The 19,433-nt window shown below is 65.3% G+C and carries 17 protein-coding genes; 10 read left to right on the plus strand and 7 right to left on the minus strand.

Annotation, left to right across the window (positions count from 1 at the left end; genetic code table 11):
* Nucleotides 1-12: 12 nt before the first annotated feature.
* Nucleotides 13-1,104 (minus strand): putative zinc-binding metallopeptidase, encoded by a 1,092-nt coding sequence (locus tag ABIA42_RS17635; protein ID WP_370122897.1) that lies wholly within the window; start codon nt 1,102-1,104, stop codon nt 13-15.
* A 215-nt stretch (nt 1,105-1,319) separates the two neighbouring features.
* On the opposite strand from ABIA42_RS17635, the gene ABIA42_RS17640 reads away from it, so the two are divergent.
* From ABIA42_RS17640 to ABIA42_RS17655, 4 genes are all read left to right on the plus strand, one after another.
* Nucleotides 1,320-3,797 carry a PAS domain S-box protein gene (locus tag ABIA42_RS17640; protein ID WP_271529524.1) on the plus strand — a complete coding sequence of 826 codons (2,478 nt, stop codon included), beginning with the start codon at nt 1,320-1,322 and terminating at the stop codon, nt 3,795-3,797.
* A gap of 76 nt (nt 3,798-3,873) precedes the next feature.
* Entirely contained in the window at nt 3,874-5,157 is a 1,284-nt protein-coding gene (locus ABIA42_RS17645) for an MFS transporter (protein ID WP_370122894.1), read from the plus strand.
* Between the two features lie 26 nt (nt 5,158-5,183).
* The gene (locus tag ABIA42_RS17650) at nt 5,184-6,434 is read left to right on the plus strand and encodes an arsenic transporter (protein ID WP_271529526.1); all 1,251 of its coding nucleotides are present in this window, start codon (nt 5,184-5,186) and stop codon (nt 6,432-6,434) included.
* Between the two features lie 121 nt (nt 6,435-6,555).
* Entirely contained in the window at nt 6,556-6,792 is a 237-nt protein-coding gene (locus ABIA42_RS17655; RefSeq protein ID WP_028177362.1) for a hypothetical protein, read from the plus strand.
* A gap of 48 nt (nt 6,793-6,840) precedes the next feature.
* On the opposite strand, the gene ABIA42_RS17660 is transcribed toward ABIA42_RS17655, so the two are convergent.
* Complete coding sequence (locus ABIA42_RS17660) at nt 6,841-8,205, minus strand: MFS transporter (RefSeq protein ID WP_028177361.1); 1,365 nt, start codon at nt 8,203-8,205, stop codon at nt 6,841-6,843.
* Between the two features lie 26 nt (nt 8,206-8,231).
* A complete protein-coding gene (locus ABIA42_RS17665; RefSeq protein WP_271529527.1) occupies nt 8,232-8,999 on the minus strand; it encodes a GntR family transcriptional regulator in 768 nt (255 codons plus the stop codon).
* Between the two features lie 177 nt (nt 9,000-9,176).
* Here ABIA42_RS17665 and ABIA42_RS17670 point away from each other — a divergent pair, with 177 nt between their 5' ends.
* Genes ABIA42_RS17670 through ABIA42_RS17680 form a run of 3 tightly spaced genes read left to right on the plus strand, consistent with a single transcriptional unit; the run spans nt 9,177 to nt 12,208 of the window.
* Nucleotides 9,177-10,376 (plus strand): mandelate racemase/muconate lactonizing enzyme family protein, encoded by a 1,200-nt coding sequence (locus ABIA42_RS17670; protein ID WP_370122889.1) that lies wholly within the window; start codon nt 9,177-9,179, stop codon nt 10,374-10,376.
* A 12-nt stretch (nt 10,377-10,388) separates the two neighbouring features.
* Nucleotides 10,389-11,156, plus strand: a complete 768-nt coding sequence (locus ABIA42_RS17675) for a glucose 1-dehydrogenase (protein WP_271529529.1) — start codon at nt 10,389-10,391, stop codon at nt 11,154-11,156.
* A gap of 20 nt (nt 11,157-11,176) precedes the next feature.
* Nucleotides 11,177-12,208, plus strand: coding sequence for an L-idonate 5-dehydrogenase (locus ABIA42_RS17680; protein ID WP_271529530.1), 1,032 nt, complete (start codon nt 11,177-11,179; stop codon nt 12,206-12,208).
* Nucleotides 12,209-12,214: 6 nt separating this feature from the next.
* On the opposite strand, the gene ABIA42_RS17685 is transcribed toward ABIA42_RS17680, so the two are convergent.
* Nucleotides 12,215-13,081 carry a DUF2380 domain-containing protein gene (locus tag ABIA42_RS17685; RefSeq protein WP_370122884.1) on the minus strand — a complete coding sequence of 289 codons (867 nt, stop codon included), beginning with the start codon at nt 13,079-13,081 and terminating at the stop codon, nt 12,215-12,217.
* A 192-nt stretch (nt 13,082-13,273) separates the two neighbouring features.
* Here ABIA42_RS17685 and ABIA42_RS17690 point away from each other — a divergent pair, with 192 nt between their 5' ends.
* Nucleotides 13,274-14,656, plus strand: a complete 1,383-nt coding sequence (locus tag ABIA42_RS17690) for a sensor histidine kinase (RefSeq protein WP_271529532.1) — start codon at nt 13,274-13,276, stop codon at nt 14,654-14,656.
* The gene (locus ABIA42_RS17695; protein ID WP_271529533.1) at nt 14,653-15,300 is read left to right on the plus strand and encodes a response regulator transcription factor; all 648 of its coding nucleotides are present in this window, start codon (nt 14,653-14,655) and stop codon (nt 15,298-15,300) included. Before ABIA42_RS17690 ends, ABIA42_RS17695 begins: the two co-directional genes overlap by 4 nt.
* An 11-nt stretch (nt 15,301-15,311) precedes the next feature.
* Here ABIA42_RS17695 and ABIA42_RS17700 read toward each other — a convergent pair whose 3' ends face one another.
* Together ABIA42_RS17700 and ABIA42_RS17705 are read right to left on the minus strand one after the other, a co-directional pair.
* Nucleotides 15,312-16,274: an MBL fold metallo-hydrolase gene (locus ABIA42_RS17700; RefSeq protein WP_370122880.1), complete on the minus strand. Its 963-nt coding sequence runs from the start codon at nt 16,272-16,274 to the stop codon at nt 15,312-15,314.
* A 37-nt stretch (nt 16,275-16,311) separates the two neighbouring features.
* Complete coding sequence (locus tag ABIA42_RS17705) at nt 16,312-17,295, minus strand: VOC family protein (RefSeq protein WP_370122877.1); 984 nt, start codon at nt 17,293-17,295, stop codon at nt 16,312-16,314.
* 146 nt (nt 17,296-17,441) lie between these two features.
* Between ABIA42_RS17705 and ABIA42_RS17710 the strand changes: the two genes are divergently transcribed.
* Nucleotides 17,442-18,233: a DNA-binding transcriptional regulator gene (locus ABIA42_RS17710; RefSeq protein WP_028180324.1), complete on the plus strand. Its 792-nt coding sequence runs from the start codon at nt 17,442-17,444 to the stop codon at nt 18,231-18,233.
* On the opposite strand, the gene ABIA42_RS17715 is transcribed toward ABIA42_RS17710, so the two are convergent.
* Nucleotides 18,230-19,408 (minus strand): cytochrome P450, encoded by a 1,179-nt coding sequence (locus tag ABIA42_RS17715; RefSeq protein WP_370122873.1) that lies wholly within the window; start codon nt 19,406-19,408, stop codon nt 18,230-18,232. The two genes, ABIA42_RS17710 and ABIA42_RS17715, sit on opposite strands and share 4 nt — an antisense overlap.
* Nucleotides 19,409-19,433 lie beyond the last annotated feature (25 nt).

The following is a 19,433-nucleotide window of genomic DNA, read 5'->3' on the forward strand; positions in this document are numbered from 1 at the left end:
GCCCAGCGAGCCCTAGGGACGCCGTCCCGCTTCCCGGGGCTTCCCGGCCGTGGCCACGTCCCGGACGAGGCCGTGAACGAAGCCGAGTTTGGCGACCACCGCGGGCGACAGGATGAAGGGATAGAGGTCGCGCAGGCCCATGGTTCGGTTGACGCTGTTCATGGCGAAGGTGAAGGGCAGCCATGCGTTGACCAGCGCCTCGATATCCCTTGCCTCGTAGGGGTTGAAACGGATGCGCGCCGTCAACTCCCCGTCGCGGTCGACCCTGGGGCGCACCTCCATGCCGAACTCGGCGGCCATCTCCAGCGTATCGACGATGTGGAGATAGTGCGCCCAGGTCTCGGCGAAGTCTTCCCAGGGGTGCGTCGTGGCGTAGGCCGAGACGTAGCTCTGCTGCCAGTCCGGCGGCGGGCCTTCGGCATAGTGCCGCTGCAAGGCCTGACCGTAATCGACGGAATCGTCGCCGAACACGGCGCGACATTGGTTCAGCCTGCCGCCGTCCCGCACCAGCACGTCCCAGAAATAGTGTCCGACCTCGTGGCGGAAATGCCCGAGCGGCGTCCGGTAGGGTTCGCCCATTTCGAGCCTGCGCCGCTCGCGCTCGATGTCGTCCGCCTCCTTGAGCGCGATCGTGATCAGGCCGCTGTCGTGGCCAGTCATGACCCTCTGTCCGCTGTTCGGATCGTCGGCAAGGAAATTGAAGATCAGCCCATGCCCGGGATTGTCCTGCCGGGTCTGGAGCGGCAGCCTCCAGCGGATCAGGGAATAGAGTAGACGGTGCTTGGCCACCTCCAGCTCACGCCATCCAGCAAGCTGCGCCGGATCGGAGAGGTTCGGTACCATCCCATTGTGGCGGCAGGCGCGGCAATAGCCGGTGGTATCGTCCGTGTCTGTCAGCCAGTTGCAGGCATCGTATTCGGCATTCCGGCACAGCATCCGGCTTTCGCCGTTGTCGACCAATGTCCTCCAGGCTTCTCCGTCGGGCTCGATCGCCGACATTGTCTCCTTCTCCGGCATGAAGGCGACACGATGGCCGCAGCGTTCGCAGGCACGATTCTCGAAATAGAGAACGTTGCCGCAGGCCTGACAGACGAAGAGCTTCAAGATTTAGCCTCTTTGGAAAGGGATTTTTATGAGAGAGTTGGCACCTCGCGAAGACGCCTCGATCAGCCGATCGTTCCAGTCTCCGGAACAAATTGCCGGACCAGGCGTTGCCACCGCGTCGTTCCTCGCGTTCAGGCACGCGCTCCTATTTTCCGATACTTTGCCCTCTAGACAATGGCCATCACGCTCCGTCTGTGTGAATATCGGTTCGGCACGTGCGCACCCGCATCACAACGGCCGATGCCTTGAACGATCCCTTGCCCGAGACCATCGCCGCCGAGAGGCTGCGCCAGCACCTCGAAGACGTCGCGCGCGAGCGCGATAACGCCTATCGCGCGCTGCAGGAGCGCGAGGCCGAGCTGGCACGCATCCAGCGCATCGGCAAGGTCGGCGGCGTCGAGGTCGATTTCCGCGAAGGCTTCAAGAACCGTCGCTCGCCCGAATATCTGATCATCCACGGCCTGCCGCCGGAAGCCGCGGGCGAGACGCACGAGGCCTGGGTCAACCGCATCCATCCCGACGATCGCGACGCGGCCGTCAAGCATTTCTTCGAGGCTCTCGCCGGAACGAGCGAAGACTACAGCGCCGAATACCGCATCATCCGTCCCAGCGACGGCGAGACCCGCTGGATCCGGGTCGTCGCCAAGATCGAGCGCGACAAGGATGGCCGCGCCATCCGCCTGGTCGGCGCCCATATCGACATCACCGACCAGGCGCTGGCGCGCGAGACGCTGCGCGAGAGCGAGGAGCGCTTTCGGCTGATCGCCGACAGCGCGCCGGTACCGATCTGGGTCACCAAGCTCGACCGCAAGCGGTCCTTCGCCAACCAGGCTTATGTCGATTTCGTCGGATTGCCCTACGATCAGGCCATCGACTTCGACTGGCGCAAGGTGCTGCATCCCGACGACCTGCCGCACGTGCTCCAGCAATCCGTCCAGGGTGAAGCATCCCTCAAACCCTTCGTGCTGGAAGCGCGCTACAAGAACGCAAGCGGCGAATGGCGGTGGCTCCGATCGGAATCGCAGCCGCGCTGGGACCCGACGGGCAAGCATATCGGCTTCATCGGCGTCGCCCACGACATCACCGTCGCCAAGCAGGCCGAGATCGAGCTCAGGCAGCTCAACGAGACGCTGGAACAGCGCATTGCCGAGCGCACCGCCGAGCTCGAATCCAACGAGGCACGGCTGCGCGCGATCCTGGAGACCAGCAATCAGTATCAGGGCCTGGTCAATCTCAAAGGTGAGCTGGTTTACGCCAACAAGACCGCGCTGGACGGCATCAAGGCACGCTCTTCGGATGTGATCGGAAAGCCGTTCTGGGACACGCCCTGGTTCGCCGGCACGGACGGCATGAGTGTCGCCGTGCGAGAGGCCTTCGACACGGTGCTCAAAGGCGAAGCGGTGCGACTGGAGATGCGCCTGCGCCTTCCCATCGGCGAGCGCGATTTCGATTTCGGCATGCGGCCCGTGCTCGACCGCCATGGCAACATCACCGGTGCGGTGCCCGAGGCGGTCGACGTCACCGAGCGCCGCCGCGGCGAGGAAGCGCTGCGGCAATCGCAGAAGATGGAGGCGATCGGCCAGCTCACCGGCGGCGTCGCGCACGACTTCAACAATCTCCTCACCATCATCCGCTCTGCCACCGACTTCCTGCGCCGCCGCGAGCTGCCGGAGGAACGCCGCCGCCGCTATGTCGACGCCATTTCCGAGACGGTCGAGCGCGCCTCCAAGCTGACGGCACAGCTTCTGGCGTTCGCGCGGCGGCAGCCGCTGAAGCCGCAGATATTCAATGTCGGCAGCCAAGTCGAAGGCGTGGCTCAGCTGGTCCGGCCGCTAGTCGGCGGCCGCATCGAGATCGCTGTGGAAGTTCAGGATCCCGATTGCTTCACCGTGGCCGACATCGGCCAGTTCGAGGCCGCGCTGATCAACCTCGCCATCAACGCCCGTGATGCCATGGATGGCGAAGGCCGCCTCACCATCGCCGTGCGCAAGGTCCAGGGTATCCCTCAGCTGCGCGCACAATCGGCGCGCAGCGGCGACTACGTCGCCATCTCCGTCACCGACACCGGCAGCGGCATCGCGCCAGAGCATCTCGACTCGATCTTCGAACCGTTCTTCACCACCAAGGAGGTCGGCAAGGGCACCGGCCTCGGCCTCAGTCAGGCCTTCGGCTTCGCAAAACAGTCCGAGGGCGACATTGCGGTGACGAGCACGCAAGGCAAAGGCGCGACCTTCACCATCTATCTGCCGCAGGCGCAAAGCCCGGCCACCGAGAAGGAAGCGGCGGCGCTGACCAGCGAGACCGCGACCACCGGGCGCGGCTACCGCGTGCTCGTGGTCGAGGACAACGACGAGGTCGGCCGGTTCTCGACCGAGCTTCTGGAAGACCTCGGCTATGTCGTCCGCCGCGTCGCCAACGCAAACGCGGCACTGGCGATCCTCGGCGAGAACGAATTTGCCGTCGACCTCGTGTTCTCCGACGTCATCATGCCCGGAATGAACGGCGTCGAGCTAGCCGGCATCATCCGGGAGCGCTATCCGGGCCTGCCCGTGGTGCTCACCAGCGGCTACAGCAACGTGCTCGCCGAAAGCGCCCATCGCGGCTTCGAACTGATCCAGAAGCCGTATTCGGTGGAATCGCTGTCGCGCATATTGCGCAAGGCGATCACCGAGAAGCTATCCGGGGTGCGGTGAACACGCCACCTGACGGAACAACGCTGCCGTGAAATCGGTTTTCGCCGGGGACCTTCCAGCCTGGATCGAGGAATGCATGTCGAGCCAAAACCTTGATCAGGCGAGGCGCGCCGGCCGCGCGCTGGACGCTGCCAATTTCTTCCTCGCCGACGTCCGCGACGGGCTCGGCCCTTATCTCGCGGTCTATCTTCTCACCGAGCAGCATTGGAACGAGGCTCGCATTGGCCTCGTGATGTCGATCGCAACCATCGCCGGCATCGTCGCGCAGACGCCGGCCGGTGCGCTGGTTGACGCCACACGGACGAAGCGGCTGGTGATGGTGGCCGCTGCAATTCTGGTGACACTCGCCTCGCTCTCGCTGCCGTTGTTCCCGAACCTCCTGCCGGTGATAATCTCGCAAGGCATCGCGCAAGCCGCTGCCGTGGTCTTCCCGCCGGCGATCGCCGCTGTCTCGCTTGGCATCTTCGGGCATGCCGCGTTTACCCGGCGCATCGGCCGCAACGAGACTTTCAACCACGCCGGCAACGCTGTCGCGGCGGGCATCGCCGGCCTCTCCGCCTATTGGTTCGGACCGACCGTCGTTTTCTACCTTCTCGGCGCCATGGCGATCGCGAGCCTCGTCAGCATCCTGGCGATCCCAGAACGGGCCATCGACCACGACCTCGCGCGCGGACTGCACCACTCTCGTATCAATGGCGCACCCGAACACCCCTCGGGCCTTGGCGTGCTCCTGACCTGCCGTCCGCTGCTCATATTCGCTATCTGCGTCGTCCTGTTTCACCTCTCCAACGCGGCGATGCTGCCGCTGGTCGGACAAAAGCTCGCGCTCCAGGACAAGAACATCGGCACCAGCCTGATGTCGGCGTGCATCGTTGCGGCGCAAGTGGTGATGGTGCCATTCGCGATGCTGGTCGGCGCACGGGCCGACCGCTGGGGACACAAGCGGTTCTTCCTTGCCGCATTGTTGATCCTGCCGATCCGCGGTGCGCTCTATACGCTCTCCGACAATCCGTTCTGGCTGGTCGGCGTGCAGCTGCTGGATGGCGTCGGCGCCGGCATTTTCGGGGCAATCTTCCCCGTCATCGTCGCCGACCTCATGCGCAACACTGGCCGCTTCAACGTCGCACAGGGCGCCGTCATCACGGCCCAGAGCATTGGTGCAGCGCTGTCGACGACACTGGCGGGCCTGGTCGTGGTCGGCGCCGGTTACAGCGCAGCATTCATCACGCTCGGCGCCGTGGCGGCGATCGGTGCGGTGATCTGCCTCCTCGCCTTGCCCGAGACGCGGCAAAGCGACGACGGCGATCCGCGCCCGCAGGGGAAGACAGCGGCGCCCGCATCGGTTATCGCTGCCGAATGAATCCATTCCCATTCGAGAACTGAACCGTGCCGCCTGACGCGATCTGGACCTGGAGTATCATCGCCGTCGCGACCGCAGGCGTCATCGTCCGGCCCTTTCGCCTGCCCGAGGCGATCTGGGCGGTGATCGGCGCCGGCGCGCTGCTGCTGTTTGGCTTGCTGCCGTGGCCGGATGCGTTGACAGGTATCGAGAAAGGCGTCGACGTCTATCTCTTCCTGATCGGCATGATGCTGATCGCAGAGCTGGCGAGGCTCGAAGGCCTGTTCGATTATCTCGCCGCGCTTGCGGTGGAGTATGCACGTGGCTCCCCGCAGCGGCTGTTCCTGCTGATCTACCTCGTCGGCACCCTCGTCACCGTGCTGCTCTCCAACGATGCCACCGCGATCGTGCTGACACCGGCCGTCTATGCCGCGACGCGCGCGGCCGGCGCAAAGCCTCTGCCCTATCTGTTCGTCTGCGCCTTCATTGCCAATGCCGCAAGCTTCGTGCTGCCGATCTCCAATCCGGCCAATCTCGTCGTGTTCGGCGCGCGCATGCCCGAGCTCACCGAATGGCTGCGCCTGTTCGCCCTGCCCTCGGCGGCCTCGATCCTGCTCACTTACGTGGTCCTGCGCCTGAGCCAGCACCGCGCGCTCAAGGAGGAAACGATCGCCCGGAGCGTGCCGCATCCGAAGCTTGGACGTGGCGGCAAGCTCACGGCAATAGGCATCGTCGCGATCGGCGTCGTGCTGGTCACCGCGTCGGCGCTGGACCGGCAACTGGGCCTGCCGACCTTCATCTGCGGCGTCGCGACGGCGGCGATCGTGCTGCTGATCAACCGGCAATCGCCCTTGCCCGTGCTGCACGGTGTCTCCTGGAGCGTGCTGCCGCTGGTCGGCGGGCTCTTTGTCATGGTGGAAGCGTTGGTGAAGACCGGCGTCATCGCGCAGCTGAGCGCGCTGCTGCACCAGGCGGTCGCGCAATCGGTGCCCCAGGCGGCCTGGAGCGTCGGCATCGCCACCGCGCTCGCCGACAACATCGCCAACAACCTTCCGGTCGGCCTCGTCGCCGGCTCGGTCGCCGCCAGCGATCATCTGCCCGCACCTGTCGTCAGCGCCATCCTGATCGGCGTCGATCTCGGCCCCAATCTGTCGGTGACCGGATCGCTCGCCACCATCCTCTGGCTGGTCGCGCTCAGGCGGGAGAAGATCGAGGTCGGCGCCTGGCCGTTCCTCAAGCTCGGTCTGCTGGTGACGCCGCCTGCCTTGATCGGTGCACTGGCGGCTGCCATCAGGTAGCGGCAAAGGGCGCCGACTAAATAAGTACAGCCGTTTGCGGTGCATCAATGCCGGCGGTGCGGCGGCAGCTAAACTTTACTTGTCGCGTGCTCCAGACAGGCCGCGGCAAGGAAGGTTGATCATGCAGATTCGATCAAAGTCGCTGCCGCAGAGCTTCTCGCTGCGTCGCGGAATTCAGAGCTTCATTGCGCCCGGCAAAGGCCGCGCGGAGACGTCCCATCCGCTGCTCGTCTTCTCCGTTGTGGTGCTGCTGGCCTTGTTCGCCATCCTGGAGATCGACGTGCACACGGCCCAGCTTCAGGCCATCGGCCTGCTCGGCCATGGCACCGGGATCGATCCCGTCTTCCTGAGCCCGTAGCGGGAGGAGCCCGATCGCGGCCACAACGGGCCGCGATCGGATTACACGTCAGTCGTTCTCGTAGCCGTAGACTTCCGGCAGGATGAAGATCGCGGCGAGCAATCCGATCAGCGGGAAGATTGCGACGAACAGCGTGGCGTTGGCCTGCCCGATCGCCGCGAACAGCGACGGGAACAGGAAGATCGCCAGGAACGACGGCAGCTTGACGAACATGTAGGCGAAGCCGCTGGCGGTGCCGCGATATCTCGGCTTGGCGACCATGGTCGGGATCGTCATGCAGTTCGACGCATCCCAATAATGGCCCCACAGCATGGCGGCGGCCGCGAACGGCAGCAGTATCTTGTTGTCGGTGTAGAGCGCGAAGGCCGCGACCAGAAGCGAAACCAGGACGATGCCGAAACCAGCGATGGCGATACCGCGATGGCCGATCTTCGGCGTCAGCAGCGGACCGACCCAGCCGGACAACGCGGCGAAGCAGAACAGTCCCATCGTCACCAGATTATTGCCGAGCACGCTCGACACGCCGACCATCACGAACAGCACCGGCAGGTAGAACGCGAAGGTCGAGAATTCGCTGCCTTGCGCGAAGCAGGCGATCCAGCCGTAGATCGTCGCACGCCAGCGGATCGGGTCCTTCTTGAGGTCGGCGAGGAACGCGCGGGTCGAGACCTTCGGCACCTGGACGTCCCGGTCCGGCAGCATGTCGAGATTGTCGTTGAACATCTCGCGCGCGACCTGCTTGGCCTCGCGGTAACGCCCCTTCTGCACCAGCCACACCGCCGTCTCCGGCACGTCGTGGCGCATGATCAGGATGATCAGCGCCGGCACCGCACCGAGACCGAGCGTCACGCGCCACAGCATCTCGTGGTTCATGTCGATCAGGAGGAAGATCACGATGACGCCGATGGTCAGGACCTCGCCGACGGCGAACATGAATTGCCAGCGGTTGCCCATGACCTCGCGCTCGCCCTTGGCCATGGATTCCATGATGTAGGTGTAGCCGGTCGAGATGTCAGAGCCGAGCGGAATGCCGAGCAGGAAGCGGATCACGACGAGCCAGGCGACGTCAGGCACGAAGGCCTGCGCCAGCGCCAGCACGATGAACATCACCATCGTCACCAGGAACATGACGCGGCGGCCGATCTTGTCGGACAGCCAGCCGCCGAGGAGCGCGCCGATCAGGGCGCCGCCTTGCGTGCCGGCCGCCGCAAGGCCCAGCATCAGCGGATCGGGATTGTACTGCTCCTTGATGAAGATCAGCACGAAGGCGATCGAATAGAGGTCCCAGGCCTCGACCAGGATCGAGGCCATCATCAGCCAGCCGACCTTGTTGCCCTTGGGGCTGTAGTTCGTGATGAGGTAGCGGACCGCGGCCTCGCTCGCGGTCGGATGTGGCATCGCCATCGTTGACATTTTCTTGGTCCTCTCTTCGAAACTTTCTACGCGCCGAGCAGCGGCTCGATGCTGCAATCGAGCAGGCGCGGATCGATCCCCGCCTCCATGCCCGTAAACATCGAGTCCATGTAGTCGATCAGGGCATCGCTCGCCTTCACCGCGTCCTCGACACGGCGGTTGGCGACGGCCGCGAGAATGGCGAGATGATGATCGATCGTGCCCGACAGATCTGCCTGCCCCGGCATGAAGCGGTGGTGGATGTAGCCGATGCGCCGATACAGCGTGTGCAGTGGCCGCATCGTATGCACCAGGAACGGCTCGCCGGCCGCCTCCAGCACCAGCGCGTCGATGCGGCGGTCGATATTGTTGAATTCGTCGAGGGTCAGGCTGGCGCGGCGCTCGCGCAGGACACGCTCGATGTGCAGCGCCTGATTGCGATGCGAGAGGCTGGCGCGATCGGCGGCAAGGCGGATCACGAAGCGCTCCATGTCGCGGCGCAGGCCGAGCAGCATGCGCTCGCGGGCCAGATCGATTGGCGCGATGTGCAGACCGTGACGGGGCCGGATGATGATCAGGGTATCGGCCGAGAGACGATTGACGGCGTGATGCACCGGTGTGCGCCCGAAGCCGGTGATGTGCTGCAATTCCAGCATCGTCATGAATTGTCCGGGCTTGAGCTCGCAGTGAACGAGGAGCTCTTCGATCTTCTGGTAGGCCAGCTCGAAGAAATTGAGCCGGTTGCGCCGCGAGGGCTTGCCCTCGCCGTCGTCGTCGTTTCTCACCACCTCGAGTGCGCGCTTGCGCTTTGCCATGTCGTTCTCTCCCGTCGGCCCGCGCTCTCGTTGCTGGATGGCGCCCTGTTTGTTCGAGCCTTAAAACATGTTGTGATATATTACAAGCCGGCGTAAGACTCCCGCGCGACCTGCAACATGCTGCAGTGCAAAATGAGACGACGGACGCGCGACGTCTGTGATGGGAGGACAATTGCCGTGAAGATCACGTCGATCGAGACGCTGCGTACGGAGGAATTTTCCAACGTCATCTGGGTCCGCATTCACACCGATACGGGTGTGATCGGGCTCGGCGAAACGTTCTACGGCGCGGGCGCGGTCGAGGCGCAGATCCACGACACCTTTGCCGGCCGCCTGCTCGGCCGCAATCCCCTGCACATCGAAGCCATCCATCGCGACATGCTGAACCTGCCGATGGCGCAGTCCTCGACCGGTGTCGAATATCGCGCCGCCTCGGCGATCGACATCGCGCTGTGGGATCTGTTCGGCAAGGTCTGCGGCCAGCCGGTGTACCAGATGCTCGGCGGCCTCTGCCGCGACAAGCAGCGCATCTACAACACCTGCGCCGGCACGCAATATGTCCGCTCGACCAATATCAGCCCCGTCGCGAACTGGAATCTCGGCGCCTCCAAGGGACCTTACGAGGATCTCGACGGTTTCATGCATCGCGCCGACGCGCTCGCCGAGAGCCTTCTGGAAAGCGGCATCTCCGCCATGAAGATCTGGCCGTTCGATCCGGCGGCGCAGGAGAACAAGGGCCTCTACATCACCGCCGCGCAAATGAAGCAGGCCATCGAGCCGTTCGAGAAGATCCGCAAGGCGGTCGGCGACAAGATGGAGATCATGGTCGAGCTCCACTCGCTGTGGAACCTGCCGACCGCAAAGCAGATCGCACGCGCACTCGAGCCGTACAAGCCGACCTGGTACGAAGACCCGATCCGCATGAACTCGCCGCAGGCGCTGGCCGAATATGCGCGCTCGACCGACGTCTGGGTCTGCGCCAGCGAGACGCTGGGCTCGCGCTTCCCTTACAAGGACATGCTCGACCGCGACGCCATGCACGTGGTGATGGCGGATCTGTGCTGGACCGGCGGCCTCACCGAGGGCCGCAAGATCGCGGCGATGGCCGAGACCTATCACCGGCCCTTCGCACCGCACGATTGCATCGGTCCGATCGGCTTCATCGCGGCCATCCACATGTCGTTCAGCCAACCCAACACGCTGATCCAGGAATCGGTGCGCGCCTTCTACAAGGGCTGGTACAATGAGCTCGTCACCACGATGCCTGTTATCAAGGACGGTTACGTCTATCCGATGGAAGGACCTGGCCTCGGCGTCGACCTCCTGCCTGATGTCTTCGACCGCTCCGATCTTACCGTGCGCCGCTCCAACGTCTGAGGACTTCCCGAGATGAGCACTTCCCTTTTCGATCTTTCCGGCCGCACCGCACTCGTGACCGGCTCCTCCCGCGGCCTCGGCCGTGCCATCGCCGAGGGCATGGCCAAGGCCGGCGCCAGGATCATCATCAACGGCGTCGACCCCCAGCGCGTCGAGCAGGCCGTCGCCGAGTTTCGCGCCGCCGGGCATCAAGCCGAAGGCGCCGCGTTCAACGTCACCGACGAGCCCGCCATCGTCGCCGCCTTCGAGCGCTTCGACCGCGAAGGGCTCGCCGTCGACATCCTGGTCAACAATGCCGGCATCCAGCACCGCAAGCCGCTGGTGGAATTCACCACCGACGAATGGCGCAAGGTGATCGAGACCAACCTCACCAGCGCCTTCGTGATCGGCCGCGAGGCGGCCAAGCGCATGATCCCCCGCAAGCATGGCAAGATCATCAACATCGGCTCGCTCGGCAGCGAGCTCGCGCGTCCCACCATCGCGCCGTACACCGCGGCCAAGGGCGGCATCAAGAACCTGACCCGCTCGATGGCGGTGGAATGGGCCCAGCACGGCATCCAGGCCAATGCGATCGGCCCCGGCTACATGCTGACCGACATGAACGAGGCGCTGGTCAACAACGCCGACTTCAACAATTGGCTGATGGGCCGCATCCCCTCGAAGCGCTGGGGCAAGCCGGACGAGCTGGTGGGCGCGGCGATCTTCCTCGCCTCGGACGCCTCGACTTATGTCAATGGTCAGATCATCTATGTCGATGGCGGCATGATCGCCGCGATGTGACCGCGAACCAGGAGCAGCTCATGCGCGCCGTCGTCATCCACGCACCAAAGGACCTGCGGATCGAGAGCTATCCCGATCCGGCGCCCGGTCCGGGCGAAGTCCGCGTCAAGATCGCCAATGGCGGCATCTGCGGCTCGGACCTGCACTATTACCATCACGGCGGTTTCGGCGTCGTCCGCATTCAGCAGCCGATGGCGCTGGGGCATGAAATTGCCGGCGTGGTTGCGGCGGTCGGTGACGGCGTCAGCAGCGTGAAGCCCGGTACCCGCGTTGCAGTCAACCCGAGCAAGCCGTGCGGTGTTTGCCTGCATTGCCAGGAGGGCATGCGTAACCAGTGCCTCGACATGCGCTTCCTCGGCAGCGCGATGCGCTTTCCCCACGTGCAGGGCGGCTTTCGCGAATTCATCACGGTCGATGCGACGCAGGCCGCCCCGATCGCGGACAAGCTCTCGCTCGCCGAAGCCGCGGTCGCCGAGCCGCTCGCGGTCTGCCTGCATGCCGGCAAGCAGGCCGGTCCCCTCCTCGGCAAGCGCGTGCTGATCACCGGCTGCGGTCCGATCGGTGCGTTGATGATTCTGGTCGCGCGCTTCGGCGGCGCGGCCGAGATCGTGGTCACCGATGTGGCGGACGCACCGCTCGCGGTTGCCAGGAAGCTCGGCGCCACGCACGCCATCAACGTCGCGAGCAACGCCGCCGCGCTCGATCCCTGGCGCGCGGGTAAGGGCGTGTTCGACACGTTGTTCGAGGCCTCGGGCAATCAGGCGGCGCTGCGCACCGCGCTCGACGTGCTCAGGCCGGGCGCGACGCTGGTGCAGCTCGGCCTCGGCGGGGAAATGACGCTGCCGATCAACTCCATCGTCGCCAAGGAATTGCAGCTCCGCGGCACCTTCCGCTTCGATCCCGAGTTCGAGCTGGCGGTGCGCCTGATGGGCGAAGGCCTGATCGACGTCAAGCCTTTGATCACGGCGACCATGCCGTTCGAGAACGCCGTCGCCGCCTTCGAGCTCGCCAGCGACCGCTCGCAGTCGATGAAGGTGCAGCTGACGTTCTGAACCGCGCTACTGGCTCTCGATCAGCCGGTCGCTGACCAGCCGCACGGCCCCGCGCTTCCAGGAATAGTCCGCGCCCATGCGCAGGCCGCTGTCACCACGCGTCAGCACCGTGCCGGTCCTGGCATCGCGCACCTGGAAGCCGAGCGTGTATTCGGTGCGGCTCACCCGCCGCACCACGCCGATCAGCGACTGATCCGCGCCGAGCTCTTTCGCGATCGCCGCCTCGCAACCGCCGCAATCGCGCAAGGCACGCCCCTTCTCCGCCTCGCCGCGCGCGCCGCTGACGTCGACGATGCGGTAGCGGCCGGATTGGCCCAGCGCCTCGCGCACGCCGCCGGTGACTTCGGCCATGTATGACGCGTCCGATGCCGCCGATGTGCCGGCCGGGGCGGCAGTCGTATCCTCGAGCTCGAAATCGAACACGGCGAGCGCGACCGGCGCGGGCGTTGCGAGCGCGGCCATGATCTCGCGGGAGACGAAGATCTCGGCGCGCTCCCAGGATTCATCATTGTCGCCGCGGAAGCTGTAGAGCTTGTCCATCACGAGCTTTTTGGCGCCGATTTCGATCACGGCGACCTTGGCCCATTGCACCAGCGTGCTCGTCTTCTGGATGCCGCCGATCACCTTGAACGCCGCGCCGTCCTGCGCGGACGGAACCAGCCGATAGCGCGGGTCCGCAGCGATGTCCCTTCGAAGCGCGGCCATGAACGCCGCCAGCCGCCGCTCGTGGGCGGCGGTCTGGTTGGTCGGCTCGGCCGAGGTGTCGGTATAGCTGAAATCGTCCATGGCTACGCCAATGGCGTCCCCGGCATCGGCCCGCGAACAGGAGAGGACGAAGAGGAGAAGGACGAGAATCAGGCTGAAGCGGTGCATGAACGGGCCTCGTCGATGGAGCGGCCCGCAAATCTGGACGGGTTACCTGACGCCGTGCAGCCGTGACCGTCCCGACCAACGCCGGGAAAATTTCACGACGTTGCACTGCGGTAAGGCGGGAACGCTTCCCGCCGCCTGCGTTCTGCCCTTTAATGCGGGAGCGACAAACCCGTTCGCACCAGGTGTCCGCCGATGTGGAACCGCCCGAGGTTCGATCTCAAGATCCGTCTGACGCTGCGCGTGGCCGCGATATCGGCTGCCTGCTTCGCCGCGATTTCCGCCTATTTCCTCGTGACGGCCGACCGCGCCGCGCATGCGCGCATCGACGGTATCGCCGCCATCGTGGCTAAGTCGCTGGAGTTGCAACAGGGCAAGGTCCAGTGGGTGGCCAGCCCGCGCTCAGACTTTCCGAACCTCGATCCTGTATCTGCCTATGTGATGACGCCAGGCCTCTGTCTGGCATTCCGCGGCACGAGCGGCGACATCCTCCAGCGCTTCTGTAGTGGCGCGCCTGCCCCGGCGAGCCCGCCGCCGCAGGCCTTCACCGCCTTCTACCGCAGCCTGTTCGACCCCGGCCGCGAGGCGGCACGGCCTGTGATCGTCCGCGGAACGAAGCTGGGCGAGACCGTGGTCTCGGTCGATGCGGCCGTGCAGACGGCCGAGGCCTGGCACGAGGCCGGCCGCCTGATGATCGCGCTTGCGATCGCGCTGCCGCTGCTCTGCGCGCTGGTCTATGCCGCGCTGGCCCGCGCCCTGCGCCCCACCCGCATGATCGGCAACGGTCTCGCGCGCATCGCTGCCGGCGATCTCACGACGCGGCTGCCGGCGTTCGACCTCGCCGAGCTCTCCGCCATCCGGGACGTCTTCAACCATCTCGCCGAAAGCCTCGACACCGCGCTTGCCGAACGCAACGAGCTGACACGGAAGCTGATCGCGCTCCAGGACGAGGAGCGCCGCCATCTCGCGCGTGAGCTGCATGACGAGTTCGGCCAGTCGCTCGCCGCCATCCGCGCGCTTGCCGCGTCAGCCCGCCAGACTGCGGCGCAGGACTGTCCCGCCTTGCTCGGAGAGTGCGATGGCATTGCCCGGACCGCGACCGGCATGATGGAGACGCTGCGGGGCGCGCTGTTCCGGTTGCGGCCGCCCGATGTCGACGAGCTCGGCCTCGTCGCGAGCCTCGAAGGACTGGTGTCGGGGTGGAACGGCCGCAGCCGCGGACAGACCCGCTTCGATATCCGGTTCGACGGTGCCTTCGAGAGCGTGCCTGCCTCGGTCAGCGCCAATCTCTACCGCATCGTGCAGGAGGCGCTCACCAACGCGGCCAAGCACGCCGGCGCAACGAAGGTCAGCCTGCATCTGACGATGGCCGACGATGAGATCGCGCTCGCGATCGCGGACGACGGCCGGCCGAACGAGGCTGCCGCCAAATCCGGCATGGGCCTGCTCGGCATGCGCGAGCGCGTCGCCGCGCTTCGCGGCCGGCTGAGCTTCGAGACCGGCCCTCACGGCTCGGCGCTGCGCGTGTTCATTCCGCTCGCGGCCGCCGATCGGCAGGCGCTGGAGCACGCGGCATGAGCGCAGCCGACGCCACCATCCTGCTGGTGGACGACCATTCCGTCGTCCGCGAGGGCTACCGCTCAGTGCTCCAGAAGCAGCCGGGCTTGCGCGTCGTCGCCGAGGCAGCCGATGGTGAGGAGGCCTATCGTCTGTACAAATCCGAGGCGCCCGACCTCGTCATCATGGACCTCACCATGCCCGGCATCGGCGGCATCGAGGCCGTCAGGCGGATCAGGCAGTGGGACAAGACGGCACGGATCCTCATCTTCACCATGCACGAGAATGCCGGCTTCGCCGTGCAGGCGATCCGCGCCGGTGCGAGGGGTTACGTCACCAAGACCAGCCCGCCCGAGACGTTGGTGCGCGCGGTCAAGGACGTGCTCGCCGGCAAGATCGCCATCAGCCCCGACATCGACCACGAGCTTGCGCTCAGCCGCATCAGCGGCGAGAGCTCGGCCGCCGACGTGCTGACGCCGCGCGAATTCGAGGTGCTGCGGCTGCTGCTCGCCGAGAACACGACGGAGGAGATCGCCGAGACGCTGCATGTCAGCCCGAAGACGGTGGCGAACCTGCATTCCCTGATCAAGGACAAGCTCGGCGTCGGCTCCGACATCGAGCTGGTCCGCCTGGCGCTGCGCCAGGGCCTGTTGACGGAAGTCTGATTGCCGCTGCCTTACGGCTCCAGCCTCGTTCCGTCAGGGGAGAACGCCTCCACCGTGTCACCGATCCTGAACGACATCATGTCACGGCCGACGAGCAACGGCCCCTTGTAAGCGGTGCGCGTGCGCAGGATCAGCGGCTCCTCGGGAATATCAGGCGCGGGCTTCACCGTGCCGAACACGATGTGAGAATAGACCGCGAGTTTTGGCCTGGCGGCCGCAAAGATGCGGCCGGCCTCTTCCGGAGAGGTGTGGTGAGCCTGGATGTCCTTATAGACGGGATTTTTGACCAGCAGCTCCGGCTCGATCACCGCGACCTCGTGGATCAGCAGGTCGGCGCCCTCGGCCGCCTTCGCGATGCGCTCATCATACTTGGTGTCGCCCGACAGCACGACCTTGTGGCCGCCATATTCGATGATGTAACCGAACGAAGGCTTGATCTTCTCGCCGTGGTTCACCTCGATCGCGCTGACCGTCACGCCGTTGTTCTCATAGACCCGCCCGGCTTCGATATCCTTTGCCGCGAACGTGACAGCTACGGGATCGAGGTGCTCGTCGTCGATGCGGATGCGGACGTCGTCGGCGAAAGCTTTGGTGAGGTTTTCCGCCATGGCGACCGTTCCCTTCGGACCATAGAGCTTCATCGGCCCCTTACGCGAAGCCCAGGGCGTGGCAAGCCACCCTGTCAGCCACATGTCGGGCAGGCCGACGACGTGGTCCGAATGCAGATGCGTGATGAAGTTCGCGGTGATCGCGCCGAGCGGTATCTTCAGCTTGTAGAGCTGGATGGTCGCGCCGCGGCCGAGATCGAACAGCAGTTTTTCGCTCCCTGCCTCCACCAGCGTCGACGCGCTGAAACTGGTCGGTCGCGGCGTCGGCACACCGGTGCCGAGCAGCGTGACCTTCATCGGTTCGGCGGAGGCGACCGTGGCGAACGCGAGCAGCACAAGGCCCGCCCGCAGGAGCGTTTTGAGCATATCTTCTCTTCCTGAGTGTTGGATCATTGACGGCGGATCATTCGCGCGCGATCACCGAATCCAGCCATGCGCAGTTGAGCGGCGGCACGCGCGGGTCGGCGACGCGCACGCCGCGCGCGGCCGCATCTAGTCGCATGTCGCGCAATCGCTTGCGCTGCTCCTCGGGCATATGGAGCCGCTCGTGGCCCCATAGCGAGGGGCCGTCGAAGGTCTCGTGCGGCTGCCAGGTCTCGGGATCGATGACGCGCCCGCCCCAGCCGTATTCGATGAAGAAGCCGGACGGCGTATTTACGTAGAACGAGGTCATGTGGTCATTGGTGTGGCGGCCGAGCGTGTAGGCGATGCGCCCCTCGTCCAACTGCGCGAGGTCGTAGCCCTGCCCGACATCATCGAGACTGCCGAGTTCGACCATGAAGTGATGCATCGCCTTCCGCCCCGAGCCGACCATCGCAAAGGAGTGGTGGCGGCCGTTGACGTGGAAGAAATAGAGCCCGTAAGGCTTCAGCCCGAAATCGGAGACGTGAAAGCCGAGCACGTCGCGATAGAACGGCAAGAGCGGCTCGACATCCTCCACATTGAGCACGACGTGCCCCATGCCGAGCGCGCCGGTGCGGAAGCCCGAGATCGGGCGGCCCGGCCTGAAGGGCTCGCTCGCAAGCTCCGGCTTGCAAAAAGCTTCCAGCCGGTTGCCGGCTGGATCGGCAAACGCGATCAGCTCGGCGACATGCCGCTCGTCAGCGAGCGCGCGCGAGCCTCGGACCACCTTGATGCCATGGCCTTCCAGCCGTCCAGCCAACCGGTCCAGTTCGGCGGTCGACGGAACTTCCCAGCCCATCACCGCGAGGCCGGCGTCGCTGCCGCCGTCGACGATCAGCCGCTGCTTGCGGTCGTCCATGCGGAAGGCGCGCATCTTGGCGCCGCGATCGACCTGTTGCATGCCGAGCAGCCCGGTCGCCATCTGGTTCCACTGGTCGAGCTGGGATGAACTGATCCCGATATAGCCGAGCGCTGTGATTTCCATCGACGTCCTCCCGAAGGCATCGCGATCGCTGCACTGCGGCGAGCTTGATACCGGCCGCGCGCGACCCTACGGTGGCGTTCGCAATCGCTTCGCGTTCGCAACGACGATAGCCGCGCCGCGATATGCCACAAGGGAGGAAATACGAAGTGTCCAAGGAGCGGACGCGGAACGGCCAGCCTCGGCAGTCCGAGGGCGTCCGCGCCTTCAAGCGCGGGCTCGACGTGCTGCACGAGGTCAACCGCTCCGGCGGCATCCGCGCGGGCGACGTCGCCCGCGCGCTCGACCTGCCTCGCCCCACCGTCTACCGCCTCCTCGAAACTCTGGAGGAACTCGGCTATATCGCCCGCAGCGCCAGCGACGACCGATTTCGAGTCACCCGGCGCGCGCTGAGCCTTGGCGACGGCTATGATCCCGGCGTGGTGATCTGCCAGGCGGCGGCGCCTTATCTCGCCGATCTCAGCAAGAAACTGGTCTGGCCGGTCGATCTCTCCACCTATGAGAACGCGGCGATGGTGGTGCAGGAGACCACACACTCTCGCAGCCCGCTCTCGATTGACCGCGGCATGATCGGCAAGCGCCTGCCGATGCTGCGCACGTCTGCGGGCCGCGCCTATCTCGCCGCCTGCCCTGCGCGCGAACGCGATCTGATCGTGACCCATCTGCGCCGGATCGATGAGGCCGACGACCGCCCCTTCCTCGAGGCTGGCCGGCTCGACCGCATGATCGCCGAGACGCAGGCCCGCGGCTACGCCATTCGCAGCGAGGGCGAATACAATCCGAAAACCGCTTCGATCGCAGTCCCCATCGTCCGCGACGGCGCCGTATTCGGCTGTATCTCCATCATCTGGATTCGATCGGCACTTGGAACTGAAGATGCGATCTCACAATTCGTGTCATTGATGAGCGAAACCGCTGCCGCAATTCCAGTCAGTCCCTAGGAGACGCGAACCGGCAGCGAAGCAAGCCCGCGCAGGACGTTATTGAGTGCCAGCACGGGCTCACCGATATCAAAGCGCGCCACTTTCTCCACCAGCACCTCCAAAAGCGCCGTCATTTCCAGCCGGGCCAAGTGCAGGCCGGCGCACATATGCGTGCCGTTGCCGAAACCGAGATGATCGCTGGCGCGGCGACGCACGTCGAAGCGCTCCGGATCCTGCCATTTCCGTTCGTCGCGGTTGGCCGACGCATAGAGCAGCAGGACCCGGCTTCCGGCGGGGATGACGGCGTCGCCGATCGTTGCGTCGGCGGTCAAGTGACGCGTGAATCCGCGGAGCGGCGATTCAAGCCGCAACGCCTCGTTGATCGCATTCGGGATCAGCGCGGGGTCCTGGCGCACCAGGTCCCATTGATCGGGATGCTGCCCAAACAGCAGGATCAGGTTCGCTGTGGCGAAGATCGTGGTGTCGAGGCTCGGCCCGAGATAATCGCGCATCAGGACTGGACAGCGTTCCGGCTCGACCTCGCCGCGATCACCAGCGTCGAAAATCCGTTGGCCCCAGCTGCCCGGTCGCAGTCGCTCGCGGATCGCAACGCTCCCGAGATACCCGCGCATCTCCTGAACGTCCTTCATGGCCGTGCAGCCACGCTCGTTCATGGTGCCGAGGACGTTGAACGTCGCTGACGCCCAACGCAGCATACTGCTCCGACCGTAATCCTCGAGCCCGACGAGCTTGGAGACGATGGTCAGCGGCAGGTGCCGCGCCAGATCCGCCACCGCGTCGAACCGTCCGCGCCTCACGAGGTCGTCGACCAGTTGTCTCGCTTCCGCACGAATCCGGGGACCGATGTCCTCCAGCGCTCGCGGCAGCAACGGCGCCGCGATGATCGCCCGCAACCGGTCATGCAGCGGGGCGTCGCTTGCAAGCGTTGTGCCCTTCGACATTTCATTGACCACCTCGTTGGCGGCAACACCTTCGGCCGACGAGAACAAGCCGGGATTGCGCAATGCCGCGCGGACGTCCTCGAAGCGGCTCAGTGCGTAGAGGCTGTTGCGCGGCAGCCAGACCGCAGCGCCCAGTTCGCGCAGCGCACGATAGTGGGGATAGGGATTGCGCAGGACCTCGTCGTCGTAGAGATCGACGTCGTAGGCAGGACAGTTCGTGACGGTCGGCATCGTCCCCGGCTCCTTCAAATCATGA

The organism is Bradyrhizobium sp. USDA 327 (assembly GCF_041262065.1).
Classification (GTDB): domain Bacteria; phylum Pseudomonadota; class Alphaproteobacteria; order Rhizobiales; family Xanthobacteraceae; genus Bradyrhizobium; species Bradyrhizobium liaoningense.